Origin of the sequence: Micromonospora sp. M71_S20 (genome assembly GCF_003664255.1) — a bacterium.
Lineage (GTDB): Bacteria > Actinomycetota > Actinomycetes > Mycobacteriales > Micromonosporaceae > Micromonospora.
Window position 1 is genome coordinate 673,634 of sequence record NZ_RCCV01000003.1, and the last position, 18,158, is coordinate 691,791.

General features: G+C 73.1%; 18 protein-coding genes. 16 read left to right on the forward strand and 2 right to left on the reverse strand.

Annotated features, from left to right (window positions below):
• Positions 1-9 precede the first annotated feature (9 nt).
• Positions 10-2,148, reverse strand: a complete 2,139-nt coding sequence (gene tkt / locus DER29_RS28300; RefSeq protein WP_121400683.1) for a transketolase — start codon at positions 2,146-2,148, stop codon at positions 10-12.
• Between the two features lie 265 nt (positions 2,149-2,413).
• On the opposite strand from tkt, the gene DER29_RS28305 reads away from it, so the two are divergent.
• The 3 genes from DER29_RS28305 to DER29_RS28315 all read left to right on the forward strand — a co-directional run bounded on the left by DER29_RS28305 (position 2,414) and on the right by DER29_RS28315 (position 4,972).
• Entirely contained in the window at positions 2,414-3,370 is a 957-nt protein-coding gene (locus DER29_RS28305; RefSeq protein ID WP_121400684.1) for a heme o synthase, read from the forward strand.
• 336 nt (positions 3,371-3,706) lie between these two features.
• On the forward strand, positions 3,707-4,042 hold the full coding sequence (locus DER29_RS28310) for a hypothetical protein (protein ID WP_121400685.1): 336 nt from the start codon (positions 3,707-3,709) through the stop codon (positions 4,040-4,042).
• A gap of 6 nt (positions 4,043-4,048) precedes the next feature.
• Positions 4,049-4,972 (forward strand): RimK family alpha-L-glutamate ligase, encoded by a 924-nt coding sequence (locus tag DER29_RS28315; RefSeq protein WP_121400686.1) that lies wholly within the window; start codon positions 4,049-4,051, stop codon positions 4,970-4,972.
• Positions 4,973-5,106: 134 nt separating this feature from the next.
• On the opposite strand, the gene DER29_RS28320 is transcribed toward DER29_RS28315, so the two are convergent.
• A complete protein-coding gene (locus DER29_RS28320; RefSeq protein ID WP_199729574.1) occupies positions 5,107-6,069 on the reverse strand; it encodes a heme A synthase in 963 nt (320 codons plus the stop codon).
• Between the two features lie 98 nt (positions 6,070-6,167).
• On the opposite strand from DER29_RS28320, the gene DER29_RS28325 reads away from it, so the two are divergent.
• The 13 genes from DER29_RS28325 (at position 6,168) to DER29_RS28380 (ending at position 18,112) form a co-directional block, all read left to right on the forward strand.
• Positions 6,168-6,926, forward strand: coding sequence for a metalloregulator ArsR/SmtB family transcription factor (locus DER29_RS28325; RefSeq protein ID WP_121400688.1), 759 nt, complete (start codon positions 6,168-6,170; stop codon positions 6,924-6,926).
• Positions 6,923-8,353 carry a Fe-S cluster assembly protein SufB gene (sufB, locus tag DER29_RS28330; protein WP_121400689.1) on the forward strand — a complete coding sequence of 477 codons (1,431 nt, stop codon included), beginning with the start codon at positions 6,923-6,925 and terminating at the stop codon, positions 8,351-8,353. Before DER29_RS28325 ends, sufB begins: the two co-directional genes overlap by 4 nt.
• Before the next feature lie 78 nt (positions 8,354-8,431).
• The gene (sufD, locus tag DER29_RS28335; protein WP_121400690.1) at positions 8,432-9,628 is read left to right on the forward strand and encodes a Fe-S cluster assembly protein SufD; all 1,197 of its coding nucleotides are present in this window, start codon (positions 8,432-8,434) and stop codon (positions 9,626-9,628) included.
• Entirely contained in the window at positions 9,628-9,954 is a 327-nt protein-coding gene (locus DER29_RS28340) for a non-heme iron oxygenase ferredoxin subunit (RefSeq protein WP_121400691.1), read from the forward strand. Before sufD ends, DER29_RS28340 begins: the two co-directional genes overlap by 1 nt.
• The gene (sufC, locus tag DER29_RS28345; RefSeq protein WP_121400692.1) at positions 9,954-10,727 is read left to right on the forward strand and encodes a Fe-S cluster assembly ATPase SufC; all 774 of its coding nucleotides are present in this window, start codon (positions 9,954-9,956) and stop codon (positions 10,725-10,727) included. Before DER29_RS28340 ends, sufC begins: the two co-directional genes overlap by 1 nt.
• A 32-nt stretch (positions 10,728-10,759) precedes the next feature.
• The gene (locus tag DER29_RS28350) at positions 10,760-12,064 is read left to right on the forward strand and encodes a cysteine desulfurase (protein ID WP_121400931.1); all 1,305 of its coding nucleotides are present in this window, start codon (positions 10,760-10,762) and stop codon (positions 12,062-12,064) included.
• 42 nt (positions 12,065-12,106) lie between these two features.
• Positions 12,107-12,583 carry a Fe-S cluster assembly sulfur transfer protein SufU gene (sufU, locus tag DER29_RS28355; protein ID WP_121400693.1) on the forward strand — a complete coding sequence of 159 codons (477 nt, stop codon included), beginning with the start codon at positions 12,107-12,109 and terminating at the stop codon, positions 12,581-12,583.
• Positions 12,580-13,035 carry a metal-sulfur cluster assembly factor gene (locus DER29_RS28360; protein WP_121400694.1) on the forward strand — a complete coding sequence of 152 codons (456 nt, stop codon included), beginning with the start codon at positions 12,580-12,582 and terminating at the stop codon, positions 13,033-13,035. Before sufU ends, DER29_RS28360 begins: the two co-directional genes overlap by 4 nt.
• A 255-nt stretch (positions 13,036-13,290) precedes the next feature.
• Positions 13,291-13,677: a hypothetical protein gene (locus tag DER29_RS35640; RefSeq protein ID WP_233600188.1), complete on the forward strand. Its 387-nt coding sequence runs from the start codon at positions 13,291-13,293 to the stop codon at positions 13,675-13,677.
• A 184-nt stretch (positions 13,678-13,861) separates the two neighbouring features.
• Positions 13,862-14,512, forward strand: coding sequence for a LysE family transporter (locus DER29_RS28365; protein ID WP_233600189.1), 651 nt, complete (start codon positions 13,862-13,864; stop codon positions 14,510-14,512).
• Between the two features lie 10 nt (positions 14,513-14,522).
• Complete coding sequence (locus DER29_RS28370; protein WP_121400696.1) at positions 14,523-15,176, forward strand: acVLRF1 family peptidyl-tRNA hydrolase; 654 nt, start codon at positions 14,523-14,525, stop codon at positions 15,174-15,176.
• A gap of 258 nt (positions 15,177-15,434) precedes the next feature.
• Positions 15,435-16,784, forward strand: a complete 1,350-nt coding sequence (locus tag DER29_RS28375) for a helix-turn-helix transcriptional regulator (RefSeq protein ID WP_121400697.1) — start codon at positions 15,435-15,437, stop codon at positions 16,782-16,784.
• Entirely contained in the window at positions 16,781-18,112 is a 1,332-nt protein-coding gene (locus tag DER29_RS28380) for a helix-turn-helix domain-containing protein (RefSeq protein WP_121400698.1), read from the forward strand. Before DER29_RS28375 ends, DER29_RS28380 begins: the two co-directional genes overlap by 4 nt.
• The last annotated feature ends 46 nt before the right edge of the window (positions 18,113-18,158 follow it).

Genomic DNA, 18,158 nt, shown 5'->3' on the forward strand with positions numbered 1-18,158 from the left:
ACGCTCCCCTCAGTTGCCGGTCGTGAAACCGGTGATGTCGCCCATCCGGGTCAGCGCCGCGTGCGCGGCAGCCACGATCCGGTCGGGCGTGAAGCCGAACTGCTCGAAGAGCACGGAGTGCGGGGCGCTCGCGCCGTAGTGCTCCAGGCTGACGCTCTCGCCGCAGTCGCCGACGATGCCGTGCCAGGACATGCTGATGCCCGCCTCCACGCTCACCCGTGCCTTTACCCCGCGCGGCAGCACCGACTCCCGGTACGCCTCGTCCTGCTCGAAGAACCACTCCTGGCACGGCATCGAGACGACCCGGGTCGGGGTGCCGTCGGCCTCCAGCCGGTCGCGGGCGGTCAGGCAGAGCTGCACCTCGGAGCCGGTGCCGATGAGGATCACCTGCGGTTTGCCGTTGGATGCCTCGGCGAGCACGTAGCCGCCCTTCGCCACGCCCTCGGCGCCGGCCAGGGTCGACCGGTCCAGCGTCGGCAGCGCCTGCCGGCTCAGCGCCAGCGCGGTCGGCCGGTCGGTGTGCTCCAGCGCCTGCCGCCAGGCCCAGGCCGTCTCGTTGGCGTCGGCCGGCCGGACCACGTCCAGGCCGGGGATGGCGCGCAGCGCGCTCAGGTGCTCCACCGGCTGGTGCGTGGGGCCGTCCTCGCCGAGGCCGATCGAGTCGTGCGTCCAGACGTAGACCACCGGCAGCTTCATCAGCGCGGCGAGCCGCACCGACGGGCGCATGTAGTCGCTGAAGACGAGGAAGGTGCCGCCGTACGGGCGGGTGCCGCCGTGCAGCGCGATGCCGTTGAGGATGGCGCCCATGGCGTGCTCGCGGATGCCGAAGTGCAGCGTGCGGCCGTACTCGTGGCCGGGGAAGTCCTTGGTGGCGTGGACGGCGGGGACGAAGGACGGCTCGCCCTTCATGGTGGTGTTGTTGCTCTCCGCCAGGTCGGCCGAGCCGCCCCACAGCTCCGGCAGCACTCCGGCGAGCGCCTCCAGGACCTTGCCGGAGGCCGCCCGGGTGGCGATGCCCTTGGCGTCGGCCGGGAACTCCGGCAGCGCCTCGGTCCAGCCGCTCGGCAGGATCCGCCCGGCCATCCGGTCGTAGAGTGCGCGGCGCTCCGGGTTGGCCTTCGCCCAGGCGTCGAACGCCGTGGTCCACTCCTGCTGGGCCCGGGCGCCGCGCTCCATCACCGTGCGGGCGTGGCCGAGCATCTCCTCGTCGACCTCGAAGGTCCGCGCCGGGTCGAAGCCGAGGAGCTGCTTGGTGGCGGCCACCTCGTCGGCGCCCAGCGCCGAACCGTGGATCTTGCCGGTGTTCTTCTTGTTGGGCGCGGGCCAGCCGATGATGGTGCGCAGCGCGATGAACGAGGGGCGGCCGGTCTCGGCCTTCGCCGCCAGCAGCGCCCGGTGCAGGGCCTCGACGTCCTCGTGGTAGTCGCCCTGGTCGGCGTCGCCGGCGCGCCAGTCGACGGTCTGCACGTGCCAGCCGTACGCCTCGTAGCGGGCGGCGACGTCCTCGCTCTTGGCGATCCGGGTGTCGTCCTCGATCGAGATCTCGTTGTCGTCGTAGATCACCGTGAGGTTGCCGAGCTGCTGGTGCCCGGCGAGCGCGCTGGCCTCGTGGCTGATGCCCTCCTCGATGTCGCCGTCGGAGACGATGCACCAGATGTCGTGGTCGAAGACCGACCGGCCGGGCTCGGCCTCCGGGTCGAACAGGCCGCGCTCGCGGCGGGCGGCCATCGCCATGCCGACCGCGTTGCCGAGGCCCTGCCCGAGCGGACCGGTGGTGGTCTCCACGCCGGGGGTGTGCCCGTGCTCGGGGTGGCCCGGGGTCAGCGAGCCCCACTGCCGCAGCGACTCCAGGTCCTGCAGGGCCAGCGGGTAGCCGGAGAGGAAGAGCTGGATGTAGAGGGTGAGGCTGGAGTGGCCCGCGGAGAGCACGAAGCGGTCCCGGCCGGGCCAGTTCGGGTCGGCCGGGTTGTGCCGCATGACCCGGTTGAAGAGCAGGTAGGCCGCGGGCGCGAGGCTCATCGCGGTGCCCGGGTGGCCGTTGCCGGATTTCTCCACGGCATCCATGGCCAGCACGCGGACGGTGTCGACGGCCCGGCGGTCGAGGTCGGACCAGTTGAGTGCGGGGTGCTCGGGTCGGTTGGCAGCCACGATGGTTGTGCTCCTCGGCAGATGGGCGGAACCCTCAGTGATGACCCTATCGAGCGGTCCTAAACGTCCGCCCAGGGATCTCTGCATGCCGGTCTGTACTGGTCGGCGCCGGTCCGTGGCCCTGCCTCCACGGTGTGACGGCCCGCACCGTTGTCGGGTCGCCCGGGCAGCCAAAACGACGACGCGTAGTCTGTGGTGCGGCGTGTGGCCCCAGTCGGGTCCGGCCGATCCGACCTCCCCTGCCGACGCCGGAAGGTGGCAATCCGTGAGCATGATCACCGAGCGCCCCGTCAGCAACTCTGCCGGGCAGCCGGTGCGGACTGCGGCGGAGGAGTCGGCGGTGGCCCGCCGGGACGTCCGCGCGGTGGTCGCGGCCTACGTGACGCTGACCAAGCCGCGGATCGTGGAGCTGCTCCTCGTCACCACGGTGCCGGCGATGATGCTCGCGGACGGCGGCCTGCCGTCGCTCTGGCTGGTGGCGGTGGTGCTGGTCGGCGGATCGCTCGCCGCGGGCGCGGCCAGCGTCATCAACTGCTACATCGACCGGGACATCGACCAGCTGATGCGGCGCACCAAGCGTCGCCCGCTGCCGGCGCACACCGTGACACCGCGTAACGCGTTGATCTTCGGGCTGGTGCTGGCGGCGGTGTCGGTCGCGATGATGGCGGCGTTCACCAACCTGCTGGCCGCCGGGCTCACGCTGGCCGCGATCGTCTACTACGACGTCGTCTACACCCTCTGGCTGAAGCGGACCACGACGGCCAACACGTTCTGGGGCGGGGCCTGCGGGGCGGCGCCGGTGCTGATCGGCTGGGCGGCGGTGACCGGGACGCTCGCCCCGGCCGCGTGGGCGCTGTTCGCGGTGGTCTTCTTCTGGCAGATGCCGCACTTCTACCCACTGGCGATGAAGTACAAGGACGACTACGCCCGGGCCGGCATCCCGATGCTGCCGGTGGTGGCCTCCACGCGGCGGGTCAACGCCGAGATCATCGGCTTCGCCTGGCTGACCGTGGCGTCCTCGCTGGCCGTGTGGCCGCTGGGGATGAGCCTCATCTACGGCGTGCCCGCCGTGGTGGTCGGTGCCATCTTCGTGGTGGAGGCGCACAAGCTCGCCCGGCGGGTGGCGCGGGGGCAGGCCGTCAAGCCGATGCGGCTGTTCCACTGGTCGACGACCTACCTGACCATCCTCTTCGCCGCCGTCGCGCTCGACGCGCTGATCTGACCGGGCGGCGCCCGCCGATCCGAACGGGCCGCCGCGCCGAGCCGGGTCCCGGCCTGACGCCTTCTCCCGGTCCGCGCGGCCGGAGGCCGTACCGGAAAATCATCATGGTGTATAGCTTGTCCGGGTTTCTTGTCACATCGGTGACGCCGTCGGTATGGGTCCGGAACCGCTGGGATGCCCCGGGCCGGCCCGGTTCGGGGCGGAGTTTTGGAGGGATAAGTCCGGACAAGACCGGGCATATCGCCTGTGCTTCTCCTTAAACCTGCGGGTAATTGGCATCACAAAAGGTTCATGGTTCTCGCCCGCCCGGGTGGAAGTCTGCTTACGCTTCCCGTCATGGCAGAAGGTTCCGATACGACGCTGACGGCCGAGCAGACCCCCGGGCAGGCCCCGCCGCAGGGCCTGGTCGCGGGCATCAAGTCGTTCGCCGCCGGTCACGGCGGGGCGAAGGCGGTCATCGAGTACGTCGGCAAGCGTGGCGCGCGCATCGTCCTCGTGGGCGAGGACGGGGTGTGGGGCGACCAGTTCGCCGACGACACCGTCGTGGCGCGGGAGGCCTGCGCGAAGGCGGGAGTCACCGTCGAGAACGCCTGGGAGCGTGAACTGATGGACCAGATGCGTCCGAGCAACGACCTGTGGCGGTCGATGGCCCGGCGCACGATGGCCCGTTGACATAACTTGACCGATCACCACCAGCCGACCCGGGGGGAACCCCGGGTCGCTCTCGTTACCTGTGCCGAACTGCCCGACCTCGACCCCGACGATCGGCTGCTGCTCGAACCGCTGGCGCGCCGCGGCGTGACCGTCGAGGTGCTGGACTGGGCCGATCCGTCCGCCGACTGGCCGGCGTACGACCTGGCGGTGCTCCGCTCGCCGTGGGACTACGTGCTGCGCCGCGACGAGTTCCTCGCCTGGGCGTCGCGGGTGCCCGCCCTGGCCAACCCGGCCGACGTGGTGCGCTGGAACACCGACAAGCGGTACCTGGCCGAGCTGTCCGCGGCCGGGGTGCGTACCGTGCCGACGTCCTGGGTCGCGCCGGGGGAGGGTTGGCGACCGCCCGCCGCCCGCGGCGAGTACGTCGTCAAGCCGGCCGTCGGCCTCGGCAGCCGGGACACCGGCCGCTACGACCTGGCCGATCCGCAGCACCGGGAACTGGCCGTGGCGCACGTGCGGCGGCTGTCGGACGCGGGCCGGCTGGCCATGGTGCAGCCGTACCTCGACGCGGTCGACACGGCCGGCGAGACGGCGCTGCTCTTCCTGGCCGGGCCGGGCGGCCCGGCGTTCAGCCACGCCGTGCGCAAGGGCCCGATGCTGACCGGCCCGGACCTCGGCGTCGACGGGCTGTACCGGCCCGAGGAGATCACCGTCAGCACCGCCACCCCGGAGCAACTGGCGGTGGCGGACAGGGCCCTCGCGGCGGTGCCCGGCGGGCCGGGACGGTTGCTCTACGCCCGGGTGGACCTGATCCCGGGCCCGGACGACGCGCCGGTCCTGGTGGAGCTGGAGCTCACCGAGCCGTCGCTGTTCCTCGGCCACGCCGACGGCGCCGCCGACCGCTTGGCCGACGCGATCCTGACCCTGCTGGGCCGCGCCGCCGGCTGACCTGCTTCCGGCAGCCGACGTCAGGGACGGTTGGGCCGCGCCAGCGGGCCTGCGGAACGACGGCGGCTGCGGCTCCCGGGGTTTCCGTGTGGTGCGGGGGCCGGGTTCCCGTGGTGTGGCGGGGAGGGGCGCGGTCAGGCGGCGACGGGGACGGCCCGGTCGGCGGCGTCCGGGGCCGGCGACGGCGCGACCGGGCGGCGCTCGCGGGTGGACCACTGCACCGAGAGGGTGGCCAACAGCACCAGGCAGGAACCCAGCATGTGCGCGCCCACCAGCAGCGCCGGCAGGTTGGTGAAGTACTGCACGAACCCGATGAGGCCCTGGCCCAGCTCGACGGCGACGAGCACCAGCGCGGCCCGCGCGGCCCGCTGCGCGCCGACCGCGCGGAAGGCGAAGACCAGCGCCACGGACAGGCCGATCAGCAGGAAGACGCTGTCGGCGTGCACCTGGGAGATCGTCTCCGGGTCGAGCCCGTTGCGGGCGGCGCCGTGGTCGCCCGCGTGCGGGCCGCTGCCGGTCACCCAGGTGCCGATCACCAGCACCGCCGCGCTGACCACGGTGGTGATCGCCGTGAGGGTCCGCAGCGGGGCGGGCACGACGGCCTCCGCCGGGCCCGCCGGGTCCTTGATCCGCCGCCACAGCGCGTACGCGGCCGCGATCACCAGCATCGAGGCGAGGAAGTGCAGGCCGACCACCCACGGGTTGAGGTCGGTGAGCACGGTGATCCCGCCGATGACCGCCTGCGCGGGGATGCCGAGGAGCACGGCGACCGCGAGCGGGACCAGGTCCCGGCGCCGGGGGAGGTGCAGCAGCACGGCCAGCAGCACCGCCAGCGCGATGACGCCGACGGCGAAGGTGAGCAGGCGGTTGCCGAACTCGATCACCCCGTAGATGCCCATCTCCGGTGTCGTCACGTACGACTCCTCGGTGCACCGGGGCCAGGTGGGGCAGCCGAGGCCGGACCCGGTGAGCCGGACGGCCCCGCCGGTGACGACGATGCCCACGTTCGCGATGATCGAGGCGAGCGCGAGACGGCGCAGCAGGGCGGTGGAGACCGGGAACCGGACGGATCGCTTCACGGCGCAAATCCTACGCACCGTAGTGGAGCGCGATCGGGTGACTCCGTCCGTGCGGTGGTTCGGATCACCGGGGCCCGGGTTTGCGGGCTCCGGACGAATTACGTAACGTTGGCGTTGTGAAAAACGCGGCGGCGCTCTCCGGGCACCAGCCGGCGGTCGCTCCGGCCGCCGGTCAGTCCGCGTCCGTCGCGGACCTCTCCACCCGTGACCGGGTCACCCAGCTGCTGCTGGAGCGGGGCGCGACCACCGCGGCGCAGCTCGGCTCGGCACTCGGGCTCAGCCCGGCCGCCATCCGCCGGCACCTCGACGCGATGCTCGCCGACGGCGACGTCGTCGCCCGCGAGCAGACCGTCCGGGGCCACCGCGGCCGGGGCCGGCCGGCGAAGGTGTTCGTGCTGACCGACGCGGCCCGGGTGCGTTGTGGCACCCACCACTACGACAACATGGCCACCGCCGCGCTGCGCTGGATCGCCCGCAACGGCGGCGCCGCGGCGGTCGAGGCGTTCGCCACCGACCAGGTCGCCGCGCTGGAGACCCGCTGCCGGGCCGCCATGGAGGACGCCGGCGACGACCCGCTCGCGCGGGCCGAGGCACTCGCCGGAGCGCTGACCGCCGAGGGTTACGCTGCGAACGCGTCCACGATCGCCACCGGCGGCCAGCTCTGTCAGCACCACTGCCCGGTGGCGCACGTGGCCGCCGAGTTCCCCCAGCTGTGCGAGGCCGAGACCGCGGTGATCTCCCGCCTGGTCGGCACCCACGTGCAGCGCCTGGCCACCATCGCGCACGGCGACGGAGTGTGCACCACGCACATTCCCACCCAGCCGGGGCGTGCCCGTTCCGGTAAGACCGTCACCACTGTGAGGACAGATAGATGACCGAGCAGATCGTCCAGCCCCTGACGCAGGAAGAGCAGCTCGCCGCCCTGGGTCGCTACGAGTACGGCTGGGCCGACCCGGACGTCGCCGGGGCGGTCGCCCAGCGCGGCCTCAGCGAGGCGGTGGTGCGGGACATCTCGGCCAAGAAGAACGAGCCGGCCTGGATGCTCGACCTGCGGCTGAAGGGCCTGCGGCTGTTCGGCCGCAAGCCGATGCCGGCCTGGGGCGCCGACCTCACCGGGATCGACTTCGACAACATCAAGTACTTCGTGCGGTCCACGGAGAAGCAGGCCACCAGCTGGGAGGACCTGCCCGAGGACATCAAGAACACCTACGACCGGCTGGGCATCCCCGAGGCGGAGAAGCAGCGGCTGGTCGCCGGCGTCGCGGCGCAGTACGAGTCCGAGGTCGTCTACCACAAGATCCGCGAGGACCTCGAGGAGCAGGGCGTCGTCTTCCTCGACACCGACACCGCGCTGCGCGAGCACGAGGACGTCTTCAAGGAGTACTTCGGCACGGTGATCCCGGTCGGCGACAACAAGTTCGCCGCGCTGAACACCTCCGTGTGGTCCGGCGGCTCGTTCATCTACGTGCCGAAGGGCGTGCACGTGGAGATCCCGTTGCAGGCCTACTTCCGGATCAACACGGAGAACATGGGCCAGTTCGAGCGGACGCTGATCATCGTCGACGAGGGCGCGTACGTGCACTACGTCGAGGGCTGCACCGCGCCGCTGTACTCCTCCGACTCGCTGCACAGCGCGGTCGTGGAGATCATCGTGAAGAAGAACGCCCGGTGCCGCTACACGACCATCCAGAACTGGTCGAACAACGTCTACAACCTGGTCACCAAGCGTGCCGTCTGCCATGAGGGCGCGACCATGGAGTGGGTCGACGGCAACATCGGCTCCAAGGTCACCATGAAGTACCCGGCGGTCTACATGACCGGCGAGCACGCCAAGGGCGAGGTGCTCTCGGTGGCCATGGCCGGCGAGGGGCAGCACCAGGACGCGGGCGCCAAGATGGTGCACGCCGCGCCGCACACCTCCTCGACCATCATCTCCAAGTCGATCGCCCGGGGCGGCGGCCGCACGTCGTACCGCGGCCTGGTCCAGGTGCTGGAGGGCTCGCACAGCAGCCGCAGCACGGTCAAGTGCGACGCGCTGCTGGTCGACACCATCTCCCGCTCGGACACCTACCCGTACGTCGACATCCGCGAGGACGACGTGTCGATGGGGCACGAGGCGACCGTCTCCAAGATCAGCGACGACCAGCTCTTCTACCTGATGAGCCGGGGCCTGAGCGAGGACGAGGCGATGGCGATGATCGTTCGCGGCTTCATCGAGCCGATCGCCAAGGAACTCCCGATGGAGTACGCCCTGGAACTCAACCGCCTGATCGAGCTCCAGATGGAGGGCGCGGTCGGCTGACGCCGCCGCGGGCGGGCCGGCTGCGCCGGCCCGCCGCCCAGTTCACGAACCGTCGTCGTAGAACAGACCAAGGAAGAGATGACTACCCAGGCTTCCGCGCCGCCCAGCACCAAGTCGCAGGCGCTCCGCTCGTACGACGTCGCCGACTTCCCGGCCCTCACCGGCCTGGAGGAAGAGTGGCGCTTCACCCCGCTCAAGCGGCTGCGCGGGCTGGTCGGGGGCGACGGCTCCAGGTCGCAGCGCGGCGCCAGACGCGCCGAGCTGGAGTCGTCGGAGGCGCAGGCCGCCACCGGCACGGTCCGCCACGAGCACGGCGACCTGCCCGAGGGCGTCACCGTCGGGCGGATCGGCTCCGACGACCCGCGGGTGGGCAGCGTGCTCACCCCGGTCGACCGGGTCAGCGCGCTGGCCTACGGCGAGGCCGGTCAGGCCCTGCTGGTCCAGGTCGCCCGCGACGCGGTGGTGGCCGAGCCGGTGAGCCTGCGGGTGGTCGGCGAGAGCGCCGAGGGCCTGGCCTTCGGGCACACCTTCGTCGAGGTGGGCCGGTTCGCCGAGGTGACCCTGGTGGTGGAGCACGTCGGTTCGGCCACGCTGGCCGACAACGTCGAGGTGGCCGTGGCCGACGGGGCGAAGCTGACCCTGGTCACCGTCGCCGACTGGGCCGATGACGCCGTCCAGGCCCAGCACCTGCGGGTCCGGCTGGGCCGCGACGCCAAGGTGGTGCACGTCCAGGTCTCCCTCGGCGGCGACCTGGTGCGGCAGTACACCTCGGTGGAATACACCGACCGGGGCGGCGAGGCCGAGCTGTACGGCCTCTACTTCGCCGACTCGGGGCAGCACCTGGAGCACCGCCAGCTGGTCGACCACACCGTGCCGGACTGCCGCAGTTACGTCGGCTACCGGGGCGCCCTGCAGGGCGAGAGCGCGCGCACCGTCTGGGTGGGCGACGTGCTGATCCGCGCCGAGGCGACCGGCACCGACACGTACGAGATCAACCGGAACCTGCTGCTGACCGACGGCGCGCGGGCGGACTCCGTACCCAATCTGGAGATCGAGACCGGCGAGATCGCCGGCGCCGGGCACGCGAGCGCGACCGGCCGTTTCGACGACGAGCAGCTGTTCTACCTGATGGCCCGGGGCATCCCGGAGTCCGAGGCGCGGCGCCTGGTGGTCCGCGGCTTCTTCGCCGAGCTGATCAACAAGATCCCGGTCGAGTCGCTGCGTGAGCGCCTGGGGGACGCCATCGAGGCCCGGCTCACCAAGGCCGGCGCCTGATGATCCGTCTCTGCTCCACCGAGGACGTGCCGAAGGGCACGGTGGTCAGCGCGGACGTCGACGGCACCCCGATCGCGCTGGTGCACGGCGAGGACGGCGCCTTCTACGCCGCCTACGACGAGTGCTCGCACGCCGCGGTCGCCCTCTCCGAGGGGGAGGTCTCCGGCTGCACGCTGGAATGCTGGCTGCACGGATCCCGTTTCGACCTGAGGACCGGCGAGCCGACCGGGCTGCCCGCCACCGAACCCGTTCCCGTCTATCCCGTCGAAGTCCGAGACGGCGACATCTACGTCAGTCTCACGCCGAGCAATGGAGTGACCCGATAATGAGCACCCTGGAGATCCGCGACCTGAAGGTGTCGGTCAAGCTGCCCGAGGGTGAGCTCAAGCCGATCCTGGCCGGTGTCGACCTGACCGTCCGCTCGGGCGAGACCCACGCGATCATGGGCCCGAACGGCTCCGGCAAGTCCACCCTGGCCTACTCGATCGCCGGCCACCCCAAGTACGAGATCACCGGCGGCTCGGTGACCCTCGACGGCGAGGACGTGCTGGCCCTGTCCGTGGACGAGCGGGCCCGCGCCGGCCTCTTCCTGGCCATGCAGTACCCGGTCGAGGTCCCCGGCGTCTCGGTGGCGAACTTCCTGCGTACCGCCAAGACCGCCATCGACGGCCAGGCGCCCAAGCTGCGCACCTGGGGCGGCGAGCTGCGCGGGGCCATGGAGCGCCTCCAGATGGACCCGGCGTTCGCCCAGCGCAACGTCAACGAGGGCTTCTCCGGCGGTGAGAAGAAGCGGCACGAGATCGTGCAGCTGGAGCTGCTCAAGCCGAAGATCGCCATCCTCGACGAGACCGACTCCGGCCTCGACGTGGACGCGCTGCGCGTGGTCAGCGAGGGCGTGAACCGCGTCCGCGACACCGGCGACACCGGGATGCTGCTGATCACCCACTACACCCGGATCCTGCGCTACATCAAGCCGGACTTCGTGCACGTCTTCGTCGCCGGCCGGATCGTCGAGCAGGGCGGCCCGGAGCTGGCCGACAAGCTCGAGGAAGAGGGCTACGAGCGGTACGCCGCCGGAGCCGGCGCGGCGCGGGCCTGAGTCCTTCCGAAAGAATGGGTGGGCCGGTCGACATGACTTCCATCGCGATCCCGTCGGGGATGCCGCAGTACGACGACGTGCCGCGTTACGACGTGGCGAAGGTGCGCGCCGACTTCCCGATCCTCGACCGGGAGATCAACGGGCACCGGCTGGTCTACCTCGACAGCGCCAACACCTCGCACAAGCCGCGGCAGGTGCTCGACGTGCTCGGCGAGCACTACGCGATGCACAACGCCAACGTGTCCCGGTCGGTGCACACCCTGGGCACCGAGGCCACCGAGGCGTACGAGGGCGCGCGGGCGAAGATCGCCGCGTTCATCAACGCGCCGAGCGTGGACGAGGTGGTGTTCACCAAGAACTCCACCGAGGCGATCAACATCGTGGCGTACGCGTTCTCCAACGCGTCGCTGCGGCCCGACGCCGACCCCCGCTTCCGGCTCGGCCCCGGCGACGAGGTGGTGATCTCCGAGATGGAGCACCACTCGAACATCGTGCCGTGGCAGCTGCTCTGCGAGCGCACCGGCGCGACCCTGCGCTGGTTCCCGGTCACCGACCAGGGGCGCCTGGACGAGTCGGGGTTGGAGGACCTGGTCACCGAGCGGACGAAGATCGTCTCGCTGGTGCACACGTCCAACATCCTCGGCACGGTCAACGCCACCTCGCGGATCACCGCCCGGGTCCGCGAGGTGGGCGCGCTGCTGCTGCTCGACTGCTCCCAGTCGGTGCCGCACATGCCGATGGACGTGGTCGACTACGACGCCGACTTCATCGTCTTCACCGGGCACAAGATGTGCGGCCCGACCGGCATCGGCGTGCTCTGGGGCCGGGCCGAGCTGCTGGCGGCGATGCCGCCGGTGCTGGGCGGCGGGTCGATGATCGAGACGGTCACCATGGCCCGCTCGACGTTCGCCGCGCCGCCGGCCCGGTTCGAGGCGGGCACCCCGCCGATCGCCGAGGCGGTCGCGCTCGGCGCGGCCGTCGACTACCTCGCCGGCATCGGGATGCGGGCCATCCAGTGGCACGAGAAGGAGCTGACGGCGTACGCGCTGGACGCCCTCGCCACGGTGCCCGGCCTGCGGATCTTCGGACCGTCGGTGCCGGTGGGCCGGGGCGGCACCATCTCGTTCGCCCTCGACGACATCCACCCGCACGACGTCGGGCAGGTGCTCGACTCGCTCGGCGTGCAGGTGCGCGTCGGCCACCACTGCGCCAAGCCGGTGTGCACCCGGTTCGGCGTGCCGGCCATGACGCGGGCCTCGTTCTACCTCTACACCACCACCGGGGAGATCGACGCCCTGGTGGCAGGACTGGAGCAGGTGCGGAAGGTGTTCGAGTGAGCGGCGACGCAGGGGCCCGCGGATCGACGGGAGTTCAGCCTGATGCAGCTTGAATCTCTTTACCAGGAGATCATCCTGGACCACTACAAGCACCCGCACGGTCGCGGCCTGCGCGATGCGGACGCCACGGGCGCCCGGGTCGCCGAGGCGCACCACGTCAACCCGACCTGCGGTGACGAGGTCACCGTCCGGGTGGCGACCGACGGCGACGTGCTGCACGACGTCTCGTACGACGGCATGGGCTGCTCGATCAGCCAGGCGTCGGCGAGCGTGCTGCACGAGCTGCTGGTGGGCCGGGACGCGGGCGACGCGTTCCGGGTGCACGAGGCGTTCGTCGAGTTGATGTCCGGCCGTGGCCAGGTCACGCCGGACGAGGACGTGCTCGGTGACGGGGTCGCGTTCGCGGGCGTCGCCCGCTACCCCGCCCGGGTCAAGTGCGCGCTGTTGCCGTGGATGGCGTTCAAGGACGCCGCGGCACGCGCCGGTGTGGGCGTGAGCCCGACGGAGGTTGAGGCATGAGCAGCGAGGACACCGCCACCGCGGCGAACCCGGCGACCGAGGGCGCGGGCGCCCCGGGCGGGGAGGCCGCCGCCCCGGCCACGAACGGCGCCGCGCCGGTTACGAACGGCGTGCCGGCCGCCGGGGGCAAGGCCGCCGTCGCCGACATCGAGGAGGCGATGAAGGACGTCGTCGACCCAGAGCTGGGCATCAACGTGGTCGACCTCGGCCTGGTGTACGGCGTGCACGTCGGCGACGACAACGTCGCCACCCTGGACATGACGCTGACCTCGGCGGCGTGCCCGCTGACCGACGTGATCGAGGACCAGACCCGGCAGGCGCTGACCACCGGCCCGGGCGGCGGGTTGGTCGACGACATCCGGATCAACTGGGTGTGGCTCCCGCCGTGGGGGCCGGACAAGATCACCGACGAGGGACGCGACCAGCTCCGTTCCCTCGGCTTCAACGTCTGACCAACCCGCGCCGGTCGGTACCCGTCGAGCGCGCTGTCCCCTTCCGGGGGCGGCGCGCTCGACGCGTTTCTGGGGACAAACGACGGCGGCCACTTCGCCGATGACGGCGAGGGTGTCCCACCGCCGCGGATGACCCGGCGTGTGCGGGGACGACCGTTTCTTCCACGTTGCGGTGTTCGGGCGGAGCCGACACAAGCTGTGATCCGCGTGACATTCTCAATCGACAGATGTCACCGTTCATTGAGGAGACGGCACATGCGATCTCGGTTGATCTCCGTCGCGTCCGCGCTGGCGCTCGTCACGGGTGGCTCGGCGTTGGCGTTGCTGCCGGCCAGCCCGGCCAGTGCGCACTGCAGCGGGCACGGCACCCACCCGGATCTGTACAGCGGGGGTGCCATCTCGTTCGGAAACGGGACCAACATCCGCGCCTATCCCCACGCCGACTGCGGCAGCCACGGACTCGGCTACCCGAGTCACGGGATCGATGTCCACTGCGCCACCTACACCAACGCGCTCTGGATCTTCGTCCGTAACACCACCACCGGAGTCAACGGGTGGTCGCGGCTGGACGCCCTCAACGTCTCGCAGCCCACCACGATCGCCGACTGCTCGAGCGCGGTCGCGACGCACCAACTGGCCTGAGCGTCGGCCGGCACTCGTCCCAGCCGGCGAGTGCCGGGAAAGCGGTGGCGGCGGGTGGGGTGGGCGAGCAGGATCGGGGCGTGATCGAGACGTACCCGGTGCAGAAACTCCCCGTCGCCGCGGCCACCGCCGCCGGGCGACAGCGGACCGCGTCCGGTCGCGTCCCGATCCGCCGCCGACCGTCGTGACCGGCGCGTTCCTGGCCGGTCTGGTCGCCGGCTACGGCGTTGCCATCCCGGTCGGCGCGATCGCGGTCCTCATCCTCGGGCTCAGCGCGCGCACGTCGTTCCGGGTCGGCGCCGCCGCCGCGTTCGGGGTGGCCACCGCCGACGGGCTCTACGCCGCCGTGGCGGCCCTCGGCGGGGCCGCCGTCGCCGGGCTGATCGCCCCGGTCGCCGGGCCGCTGCGGCTGGCCGCCGCACTTGTGCTGCTCCTTCTTGCCGGCCACGGCGCCTGGCGCGCGCTGCGTCCCCGCACCGCGACCGGGGTCGCCGGCGTCCGCCGGGGCATGGACACCCCGGTCCGCGCCTTCACCGGTGTGCTCGCGCTGACCCTGCTGAACCCCGCGACCGTGGTCTACTTCGCCGCGCTCGTGCTGGGCCGCACCGACCGCGCCGGGTCGGATCCGCTCGCCGCCGGTCTCTTCGTGCTCGGCGCGTTCGTCGCCTCGGCGAGCTGGCAACTGCTGGTCGCCGGCGGGGGCTCCCTGGTCGGCCGGGTGCTCACCGGCCCGCGCGGTCGGCTCGTGACGGCGCTGCTCTCCAGCGCGATCATCGCCGCCCTAGCCGTGGCGATGCTGCTGCCCGACGGAGCCGCCGACGCCGCGGTGCCGTAGGTTCGGGCGTATGAGCAGCCGCCCCGCCGCCGGAGGCGGCCGCTGGGTCGAGGTGGACCCGGCCCGGGTCGCCCGCTGGGTCGAGGGCTTCGCCGACCGGCACGGCCCGCCCACCACCACCGTCCAGGCGTACGGGCTGCTGCTCGCCGCCGCCGACGGCGCGACCGCCGAGCTGCACACCCCGCCCGGCGCGCCGGCCACCCCCGACGTGGCCGGCTTCGTGGCCGCCGCGACCACGCCCCGCCGGCTCGGCCTGCTGCTCGCCCGCAAGGGCGCCGTGGCGGTGGGCGTCGCGGCGGGGGAGGAGCTGGTGGTCTCCAAGGTGGACACGCGCTACGTGCAGGGACGCACCGCCGCCGGGGGCTGGTCCCAGCAGCGCTTCGCCCGGCGGCGCGACAACCAGGCGAAGGCGGCGCTGGGCGACGCCGCCGACCTGGCCGTACGGCTGCTGCTGCCGGAGGCGTCGTCGTTGGGTGCGCTGGTCTGCGGCGGCGACCGGCGGGCGGTGGACACCGTGCTGGCCGACCGGCGGCTCGCCCCGCTGGCGGCGCTGCGCGCCGAGCGGCTGCTGGACGTGCCCGAGCCCCGCCACGCCGTGCTCGTCGGCGCGATCGCGGCGGCCCGGGCGGTCCGGATCCTGGTCCGCGACCCCGCGCCGTCCTGACCCGGCAGCACGGCTCCGGAGGCCCGGCGGTTCCGCTTGCTTCCCGGCGGTTCCGCTTGTGGCCCGGCGGTTCGCCGTGGCGACCGCGATGCAGGAGAACCGGCTTCCGCCTGTGGCCGGCGGCTGCGGCGGGCGCGTGGCCACGGCTCCGAGGGGGCCCGAGGCCACGGTCTCCCGCCCGGGGAGCGGCCCCGGTCGTGGTCGGTCGCCCGAGCGCCGGCGCACTAGGCTGGGCGCGACGGTCGGGAGGGGGCCAGGATGGCGGAGACGGCGGCGGCCGACGTCGCCGTGGTCGGGGGCGTCGACTCCCGCGACGACGCGGTCGGGGAGAGCCTGGGTGACCGGATCAGACGCCTGCGCCTGGCCCGGGGCCTCACCCAGCAGCAGGTCGTCGGCTCCCGCTACACCCGCGCCTACCTGGGTGCCGTGGAGTCGGGGGCCCGGATGCCCAGCCCCGAGGCGCTGGCCCACTTCGCCGACCGCCTCGGGTTGGCCGTGGACGACCTGCGCCACGGTCGGCCGGCCAACGCGGTCGCCCAGCTCGCCGGCGAGCAGGCGGCGGCCCGCCGGGACCTCTCCGCCGGCAGGTTGGACGCCGCCGAGCGGGCGTTGACCGGGATACGCCGCCGCGCGGAGCGCTACGGACTGTCCGAGCTGGCCGGTTGGGCCGGATACCACCTGGCGGAGGCCCAACTGCACCGGGGGCGCACAGAGGACGCCGCCACCCGGTACGACGAGCTTGCCGACCAACTGCCCGACGACTGCCCGGCGCTGCGCGCGGCGGTGCTGGCCCGGCAGGCGTACTGCCTGCTGGTCGCCGGGGACACGCCGCGGGCAGTGGCGATCCTGGAGGGCGGCCTGCGGGCCCTGCGGGCGGCGCCGCCGGTGGACGCCGACGCCGAGCTGCGCTTGACCAACGCGCTGATGTACACGTTCCTCGAGCTGAGCTGGCGGGAGCGGGCCCGGCGGTTGGAGCGGGAGGTGACGCCCCTGCTCGCCCGGGCGACCAACCGGGAGTGGGTGGCGCAGTTCCACGCCGTCGCCGGGCAGTTGCGTCGCGACGGCGAGCTGGACGAGGCGGACCGGCACCTGCGGGAGGCCGTCCGCCGCTACACCGAGCTGGGGCTGACCCGGGAGATCGGCCTGTGTCACTGGGCCCGTGGCTACGTCCTGCTGCGGGCCGGGCGACCGGGGGAGGCGGTGGCGCAGCTGCGGCGCGCCCGGGAGACGCTGGGTGCCGTCGGCGCGGTGCTCGACCACGCCGGGGCGACGCTGGAGCTGGCCGAGGCGCGTCGGCGCGAGGGCGCGCTGGACGAGGCGGCCGAGCTGGCCGAGGAGGCGGCCGGGGCGGCGACCGCCAGCGACCACCGCGAGATCATGGCCGAGGCAGACCGGGTACGCGGACTGGTGCGGGCCGCCCAGGGCGACGGCGAGCAGGCGCGGCGGCTGCTGCTGCGGGCCGTCGACCGGTACGAACGGGCCGGCCTGATGGGTGACGTGGTGATCACCTGCCGCCACCTCGCGGAGCTGTTGCTGGCCCGGGCGGAACGGGACGAGGCGGCGGCGGTGCTGCGCCGCGGCCTGCGCGCGGCGGAGCGGCTGTCGTGAGCCGGCCGGAGCCCGTCGTGGCGGGTGCGGCGGCGAGCGGCCTGGGCGCGCGGGTGCAGCGGCTGCGCGCGGAACGGGGACTCACGCAGCGCGCCCTGGCCGAGCCACGGTACACCGCGGCATACGTCTCCGCTGTGGAGAGCGGTCGCCGGGTGCCCTCCGCCGACGCCGTCGCCCACTTCGCCGAGCGGCTCGGCGTCACGCCCTCGGACCTGAACACCGGCCGCTCGCCGGCGGAGGTGGTGCGCCTGCGGCTGCGCCTGGCCGAGGCCGACCTGGCCGGCTCCGCCGACGAGACGGCCGCCGTCTGCCACGAGGTGGCCGAGGCCGCCGTCGAGCTGGCCGAGCCGGTGCTGGAAGCCCGGGCCCGGCTCGGCTTGGCGGGCGTGGCGCTGCGCCGCGACGACCCCGGTGCCGCGTCGGCCCAGCTCGACCGGGCGGAGCTTCTCCTGGCGGGGGCGCCCCCGCACGTGCGCGCCGAGGCTGCGGTCGGCCGGGCCGGGCTGGCATACCACGCCGGTGACCCGCGCTACGCCCGCTACCTGCTCACGGAGGCGCGGGACGCGCTGCTGCGCGACGGGTACCCGGATCCGTCGGTCCTGCTGGTCCTGCACGCCGAGCTGGTGCGCTGCCACGTCGCACTCGGCGACGAGGAGGCGGCGGCGGAGGCCGCCACGCAGGCCCTGGCTCTGGCGGTGCTCGCCGCGCCGGCCCGGGTCGCCGATCTGCACCTGAGCGTCGCGTCCTCGTTGCTCGCGTCGGGGCGAACGGTGGAGGCCGCCGTCGCCGCCGAGCAGGCCCGCCAGGCGGCCCGGCAGGTCGCCATGCGGTGGCTGCTGGCGTGCTGTCACCGGGCCCGGGGTCAGGGGCGCCGGAGGGCCGGTGACCTGGCCGGCGCCCTCGGCGACCTGGCGAGGGCGCACACGGTGCTGACGGATGCCGGGCAGCCGGCGCTCGCCCGCGAGGTCGGGGTGGAGCTGGCGGAGGTCTACCACGCGCTGGGCCAGCCGGCGCGGGCCGAGGCCCTGTTGCGCGACGCCGTCGACCGCGGCGGCGACCCGTCGGTGGCGGCCCGCGCCGACCGGGTACGTGGCCTGCTGCGCGACGACGACGGCGACCGGGCCGGTGCGGAGCGGTACCTGCGGGCGGCGCTCGCCGGCTACCGGGCGGCCGGGCGGCGCCGGGAGTTGGCGGCGGTGGCATTGCTGCTGGCGGACCTGTTGGAGGGGTGGGGCCGCCCCGGAGACGCGATCGACCTGCTCCGCGAGGGGCTGCACCAGGTGGAGCAGCTCGGTGAGCGGGTCGCCGTGCTCCGCGCCACGGCCTGAGCCCTCGGCGACGGGAACGCCGCCGAGGGCCCTTCGGGCGGGCCGT

Coding starts and splice junctions, on each gene's coding strand:
- DER29_RS28360 (WP_121400694.1), top strand. CDS start 12,580: ATGAGCAGCGAGGACACCGCCACCGCGGCGAACCCGGCGACCGAGGGC.
- DER29_RS28375 (WP_121400697.1), top strand. CDS start 15,435: ATGGCGGAGACGGCGGCGGCCGACGTCGCCGTGGTCGGGGGCGTCGAC.
- sufB (WP_121400689.1), top strand. CDS start 6,923: ATGACCGAGCAGATCGTCCAGCCCCTGACGCAGGAAGAGCAGCTCGCC.
- sufD (WP_121400690.1), top strand. CDS start 8,432: ATGACTACCCAGGCTTCCGCGCCGCCCAGCACCAAGTCGCAGGCGCTC.
- DER29_RS28350 (WP_121400931.1), top strand. CDS start 10,760: ATGACTTCCATCGCGATCCCGTCGGGGATGCCGCAGTACGACGACGTG.
- sufC (WP_121400692.1), top strand. CDS start 9,954: ATGAGCACCCTGGAGATCCGCGACCTGAAGGTGTCGGTCAAGCTGCCC.
- DER29_RS28310 (WP_121400685.1), top strand. CDS start 3,707: ATGGCAGAAGGTTCCGATACGACGCTGACGGCCGAGCAGACCCCCGGG.
- DER29_RS35640 (WP_233600188.1), top strand. CDS start 13,291: ATGCGATCTCGGTTGATCTCCGTCGCGTCCGCGCTGGCGCTCGTCACG.
- sufU (WP_121400693.1), top strand. CDS start 12,107: ATGCAGCTTGAATCTCTTTACCAGGAGATCATCCTGGACCACTACAAG.
- DER29_RS28340 (WP_121400691.1), top strand. CDS start 9,628: ATGATCCGTCTCTGCTCCACCGAGGACGTGCCGAAGGGCACGGTGGTC.
- DER29_RS28370 (WP_121400696.1), top strand. CDS start 14,523: ATGAGCAGCCGCCCCGCCGCCGGAGGCGGCCGCTGGGTCGAGGTGGAC.